Raw genomic sequence first — 6,000 nt, forward strand, 5'->3', positions numbered from 1 at the left:
ACAGGACCGTGAAGGAGCGACAATGAACGACTCTCCGGGCTGGGCTTCGCCCGGATCTGCCCCCTCCGACGGCCAGGAGACCGGCATCCCCAGGCCCTCCCCGCCCGTCGACGGAAACGGCCCCGCCGGACAGTGGTCCCCCGCACAGCCGCCTCCGGGGCAGTGGTCCCCACCGAGCGCTCCCGGGAACGGCCCCGGCGCGCCCCAGCCCGCCCCGGGCTGGGGCGGCATGCCGCAAGGCCCCGGATGGGGCCGGCCGCCCATGGCGGCGAAGCCCGGAGTCATCCCGCTCCGCCCGCTGGGCGTCGGCGAGATCCTCGACGGAGCCGTGTCCACGATGCGCGCCCACTGGCGTCCGGTGCTCGGCATCAGCCTCACCGTCTCCGTGGTCACCGAGATCCTGGTCATCCTCCTGCAGCGCTACCTCCTTCCGGACGCGGCATCCGTCGATCCGAACGCCGTCGGCACCGAGGCCCTCCGCCAGGCCGCCGACTCGGCGCAGTCGGAGCTGATCGCCACCGCCCCGGCCACGCTCCTCGCAATGATCGCGACGCTCTTCACCACCTCGGTCCTCACCGTGGTGATCAGCCGCTCCGTGCTGGGCCGCAGCGTGACGCTCTCCGAAGCGTGGGCCGAGGCCCGCCCCCGGCTCCTCCCGCTCCTCGGGCTGACACTCCTGCTGAGCCTGATGAGCGTGGCGATCATGGCTGTGGGTCTGCTGCCAGGCCTGCTCCTGGGCGGAGGCGCCGGGCTGGCGCTGCTCTTCCTCGGCTTCATCGGCGCCTGCGTCGTCGTCCTGTGGCTGATGATCCGCTTCACGCTCGCCGCACCGGCGCTGATGCTGGAACGCCAGTCCGTACTCACCTCGCTCCGCCGGTCCGCGAAACTGGTCAAGGGCAACTGGTGGCGGACGTTCGGCATTCTGGCGCTCACCTACCTGCTGGTCCTCGTCGTCACCTTGATCATCGCCATCCCGTTCGGCATCATCGCCATCACGGCCGACAGCGACGGCCTCAGCGAGTTCCTCAACAGCAGCTCGACCGACTTCGGCTGGCCTTTCCTGATCATCATGGGCATCGGCGAAGTGATCGTCTCGACGCTCACCTACCCCTTCACGGCGGGAGTGATGGCCTTGCTCTACGTCGACCAGCGCATCCGTCGCGAGGCGCTCGACCTCGACCTCGCCAGGGCCGCCGGCGTGCCCGGCTACGACACCCCCAGGGGCTGATGCGGTGACGGGGGCGGGGGGCACCACAGCAGCACGACGGCTCATCCGGGCGGGCGACGACATACCCGTGGACGTCCCACGCGTCCCCGCCCGTGAAGCGGCAGAGAACGAACTGTCCGATCCGAAGTACCACGAACAAGATCCGAACCTTCTCCAGCGCGGCCTCGACCGCTTCTGGGAATGGGTCGGCGACCTCTTCGACAGCGCCGCCGGGTCCGCCCCGGGCGGCCCGCTCGGACTGCTCGTACTCGCGCTGGTCGTCCTCGGCCTGGGTGCCGCGCTCTGGTGGCGGCTCGGCACCCCGCAGCGCACCGTGCGTGCGGCGGAGACCCTCTTCGGGAGCACCGTACGCAGCGCAGACGCGCATCGTGCCGCAGCCGAGACCCACGCCGACGCCCACCGGTGGACCGAAGCCGTCCAGGAGCGCATGCGCGCCGTCGTACGCTCCCTCGAGGACCGCGCCGTGCTCGACCCACGCCCGGGACGCACAGCGGACGAGGCAGCCGCCGAAGCCGGCCGGCTCCTGCCCGCGCACGCCACCCGTCTACGCACCGCCGCCCGGTCGTTCGACGACGTCACATACGGTGGCCGCACCGCCGACGAGGCCACGTATCTGAGCCTGTGCACACTCGACCTGGACCTCGAAGCCGCCAAACCCCTGCTGATGATGACAGGCAAGATCCGAGGGGCCGCGGGATGACCGGGACCACGCCCGCTCTCACCGGCACTTCGACCTCGCGCACCCCGCGACAGGTCTGGCAGCGGGCCCAAGGCCTGCTGCTCGCCGTCCTCGTCCTCGTCGTCGCCGGTATCACCATGGCCGCCGTCAACTCCGGAGGGCAGCACAGCCGCCTCGACCCCCGCTCCGCCGACCCTTACGGCAGCCGGGCCGTCGCAGAGCTCCTCAAGGACCGCGGCGTCTCCGTGGATGTCGTGACCACGCTCGACGCGGCCGTCGGCGCGACAGGACCCGACACCACCCTTCTCGTCGCGGGACCCAACGTCCTCACCGCCTACCAGCGGCTGCACCTCCGCTCGGCCACCGACATCTCCGCCGGCCGTACCGTCCTGCTCGCCCCCGATGCGCCGGCCGTGGATCTGCTGGCCCCGGGCGCGAACGCGGAACCGTCGGTACGCGTGGCCGCACGCCCCGCGCGCTGCGAGCTTCCCGCCGCGCGCACCGCGGGGACGGCCGACACCGGTGGCATCCGCTACTCCACGGACGTACGCGGAGCGATCGCCTGCTACCCCCATGACGGGCTCCCCTCCCTCTTGGTCCTCCCTGGACACGCAACAGGCGACACCGTCCTGCTCGGCTCCCCCGACGTCCTGTACAACGACCGTCTCGACCAGCAGGGCAACGCCTCCCTCGCCCTGCAACTCCTCGGCTCCCGCCCGCATCTCGTCTGGTACCTCCCCTCGCTCACCGATCCCTCCGCGACCGAAGGCAACCCGGCCGGGGAGGGCGGCGACGACGGCGGCGGGGAAGAGACCGAGGGAGAGAGCGGGTTCATCGACCTCATTCCCTCCGGCTGGCTCTGGGGAGCCCTCCAACTCACACTCGCCGCTGTCCTCGCCGCCATCTGGCGCGCACCCCGACTGGGACCGCTGGTCACCGAACGCCTCCCCGTGGCCATCCGCGCCTCCGAATCCACCGAAGGCAGAGCCCGCCTCTACCGCAAGGCCAACGCCCGCGACCGCGCCGCCACCACGCTGCGCTCCGCCACACGCGTCCGCATCGCACCCCTTCTCGGGGTGTCCCCCCGCGATGCGCACTTCCCCGAGGTCCTCCTCCCCGCTGTCTCCGCGCGCCTCACCGCCCCCGACGGCGAGCTCCCCACCCTGCTCTTCGGCCCGGCTCCGGCCGATGACGCCGCACTCGTTCTTCTGACCGCCCGACTCGACGCCCTCGAAAGAGAGGTACGTACTTCATGAGCGCCCCGACCCCGGAGCCCGCCGTACTTGCTACGACCGCAGGGACCCCGACGGCCCCTGTGCTTGCCGACAGCTCCCGCGCATCCCTGGAAGCTCTGCGTTCCGAGATCGCCAAGGCAGTCGTCGGTCAGGACCCTGCTGTCACCGGACTCGTCGTCGCGTTGCTCTGCCGAGGCCACGTCCTGCTGGAAGGCGTCCCCGGAGTCGCCAAGACCCTCCTGGTCCGCGCCCTTGCAGCCTCACTCGAACTGGACACCAAGCGGGTTCAGTTCACCCCCGACCTGATGCCGAGCGACGTCACCGGCTCACTCGTCTACGACGCCCGAACCGCTGAGTTCTCCTTCCAGCCCGGCCCTGTGTTCACGAACCTCCTGATCGCGGACGAGATCAACCGCACCCCTCCCAAGACTCAGTCGTCCCTGCTGGAAGCCATGGAGGAACGCCAGGTCACCGTTGACGGAACCCCTCGCGCGCTCCCGGATCCCTTCCTGGTCGCAGCCACCCAGAACCCCGTGGAATACGAGGGCACCTACCCCCTGCCCGAAGCCCAGTTGGACCGGTTCCTCCTCAAACTGACGGTCCCTCTGCCGACGCGCGAGGACGAGATCAACGTCCTCACACGTCACGCGGACGGGTTCAACCCGCGTGACCTCAAGGCCGCAGGGATACGCCCCGTCGCCGGTCCTGCGGACCTGGAAGCCGCACGCGCGGCCGTCGCCAAGACCTCGGTATCCCCCGAGATCGCCGCCTATGTCGTCGATATCTGCCGTGCCACGCGCGAATCCCCCTCGCTCACTCTCGGCGCCTCCCCCCGAGGAGCCACCGCACTGCTCTCCACCGCACGTGCGTGGGCCTGGCTGACCGGCCGCGACTACGTCACGCCGGACGATGTGAAGGCCCTCGCGCTCCCCACACTCCGTCACCGCATCCAGCTGCGTCCGGAAGCCGAGATGGAAGGAGTCACCGCCGACTCCGTCATCACCGCTGTCCTCGCCCACGTACCCGTCCCCCGATGAGGCGGTGACCAGACCATGGCCCTCACCGGACGAACGGCACTGCTGGCCGCTTTGGGGTCACTCCCTGTAGGCATCCTGGCTCCGAGCTGGACAGGCATGCTCGCGGTCAACGTCCCCCTCTCACTGGCAATTCTGTGCGACTACGCCCTGGCAGCGCCAGTGCGTACGCTCCAGTTCACCCGATCCGGTGATACATCCGTTCGACTCGGTGACTCCGCCGAAGTGCAACTCACCGTGACCAATCCTTCGCGCCGTCGCCTCCGTGCGCACCTGCGTGATGCCTGGCCTCCCAGCAGTTGGACGACGGAGGACGAACGGGCCGCGTCCCGGCATGCGTTCACCGTGCCTGCCGGCGAACGCCGCCGTCTCACCACATTTCTCCGTCCGGCCCGGCGGGGCGACCGCCGGGCCGAGCGCATCACCGTACGTTCCTTCGGACCGCTGGGTCTCGCGGCCCGTCAGGGGAACCACCACGTGCCTTGGACGGTCCGGGTGCTGCCTCCCTTCACGAGCCGCAAGCATCTGCCTTCGCGGCTGGCCAGGCTCCGCGAACTCGACGGCCGCACCAGCGTGCTCACCCGTGGCGAGGGCACCGAGTTCGACAGTCTGCGGGCCTATGTGCCGGGCGACGACACCCGCTCCATCGACTGGCGCGCCACCGCTCGTCAGTCCGCCGTCGCCGTCCGTACCTGGCGCCCTGAGCGGGACCGCCACATCCTCGTCGTCCTGGACACGGGCCGTACGTCGGCCGGGCGAGTCGGCGACGTGCCACGTCTCGACGCGGCCATGGACGCGACCCTGCTCCTCACCGCTCTCGCCACACGTGCGGGCGACCGTGTGAACCTCCTCGCCTACGACCGGATGGTCCGGGCGCAGGTACAGGGCAGGGCCGCCGCAGGTGACGTCCTGTCGACGATCGTCGGAGCCCTGGCCCCCCTGGAACCCGAGCTCGTGGAGACCGACGCACGCGGTCTCAGCACGGCAGTGCTGGCGAGCGCTCCCCGCCGTTCCTTGATCGTCCTGTTCACGGGGCTGGACGCCGCTCCCATCGAGGAGGGCCTGCTCCCGGTGCTTCCGCAACTCACCCAGCGCCATACGGTGCTCGTGGCCGCGGTGGCGGACCCTCATGTCGAGGCGATGACGCGGACGCGCGGCACCGTGGACGCTGTGTACGAGGCCGCGGCGGGCACGCAGACCAAGGATCAGCGGCGCCGTACCGCGGATCAGCTCCGCCGCCACGATGTCGTGGTCGTCGACGAGGCTCCTCACGATCTCGCTCCGGCCGTGGCTGACGCCTATCTTGCGTTGAAGGCGGCCGGCCGGCTGTAGCCAGGTCGGCCCCCGGTCCGGCTTCGTCCCTGGCCGCTCGTCCCGGGCTGATCCCCATGAGCGACGCCTGAGCAGCCTGGATCTGCCCAGCCAGCGCTATGGTCCGTTCGACGTCGACGGCACGTTGAGCACACCCCGACAGCCCCGACACCCGGCGTCGGCTCCGACGAACGTGGGTGGAGCGGTATGGGCTGATGAGGACTCAGCGGTGGCATTGCGGGCCGGCCGCTGGAGCCCCTCCACCTGCGGCCCTGGTCAGGACCCGCGCGATAGCGCCTGGCTTGGCTGCGCGAGATGCCGGACGAGGGCGCCCGGGTTTCCCGGTGTCCTCGCGGATGCGGCCGATGTCGGAGAGTCAGCCGGCTCCCCCTGGATGAATGGGCTGGCTGTGGCAGTCCTCGGCTCGGTGGTCGGAACGGGTCGTGAACGCAGAAAAGCCCCGTGCCACAAGGGCACGGGGCTTTCCCGGAATAATTGTTCGGCGGCGTCCTA

At 70.5% G+C, this 6,000-nt stretch carries 5 protein-coding genes; all 5 read left to right on the forward strand.

What is annotated here, in order from left to right; genetic code table 11:
• Nucleotides 1-22: 22 nt before the first annotated feature.
• Genes ACFWVP_RS34195 through ACFWVP_RS34215 form a run of 5 tightly spaced genes read left to right on the forward strand, consistent with a single transcriptional unit; the run spans nt 23 to nt 5,508 of the window.
• Complete coding sequence (locus ACFWVP_RS34195; protein WP_384501984.1) at nt 23-1,228, forward strand: glycerophosphoryl diester phosphodiesterase membrane domain-containing protein; 1,206 nt, start codon at nt 23-25, stop codon at nt 1,226-1,228.
• Between the two features lie 4 nt (nt 1,229-1,232).
• Nucleotides 1,233-1,928: a DUF4129 domain-containing protein gene (locus ACFWVP_RS34200; RefSeq protein ID WP_384501986.1), complete on the forward strand. Its 696-nt coding sequence runs from the start codon at nt 1,233-1,235 to the stop codon at nt 1,926-1,928.
• Nucleotides 1,925-3,163 (forward strand): DUF4350 domain-containing protein, encoded by a 1,239-nt coding sequence (locus ACFWVP_RS34205; RefSeq protein ID WP_384501988.1) that lies wholly within the window; start codon nt 1,925-1,927, stop codon nt 3,161-3,163. The genes ACFWVP_RS34200 and ACFWVP_RS34205 overlap by 4 nt, the downstream gene beginning before the upstream one ends.
• Nucleotides 3,160-4,179 (forward strand): AAA family ATPase, encoded by a 1,020-nt coding sequence (locus ACFWVP_RS34210; protein WP_384501990.1) that lies wholly within the window; start codon nt 3,160-3,162, stop codon nt 4,177-4,179. Before ACFWVP_RS34205 ends, ACFWVP_RS34210 begins: the two co-directional genes overlap by 4 nt.
• 15 nt (nt 4,180-4,194) lie before the next feature.
• Nucleotides 4,195-5,508 (forward strand): DUF58 domain-containing protein, encoded by a 1,314-nt coding sequence (locus ACFWVP_RS34215; RefSeq protein ID WP_384501992.1) that lies wholly within the window; start codon nt 4,195-4,197, stop codon nt 5,506-5,508.
• The last annotated feature ends 492 nt before the right edge of the window (nt 5,509-6,000 follow it).

Source organism: Streptomyces sp. NPDC058637, assembly GCF_042717325.1.
In the GTDB taxonomy this organism is placed as follows: Bacteria; Actinomycetota; Actinomycetes; order Streptomycetales; family Streptomycetaceae; genus Streptomyces.

What these genes read in the sequence shown, in the direction of transcription:
- ACFWVP_RS34195 (WP_384501984.1), top strand. Translation starts at nt 23, where the DNA reads ATGAACGACTCTCCGGGCTGGGCTTCGCCCGGATCTGCCCCCTCCGAC.
- ACFWVP_RS34205 (WP_384501988.1), top strand. Translation starts at nt 1,925, where the DNA reads ATGACCGGGACCACGCCCGCTCTCACCGGCACTTCGACCTCGCGCACC.
- ACFWVP_RS34210 (WP_384501990.1), top strand. Translation starts at nt 3,160, where the DNA reads ATGAGCGCCCCGACCCCGGAGCCCGCCGTACTTGCTACGACCGCAGGG.
- ACFWVP_RS34215 (WP_384501992.1), top strand. Translation starts at nt 4,195, where the DNA reads ATGGCCCTCACCGGACGAACGGCACTGCTGGCCGCTTTGGGGTCACTC.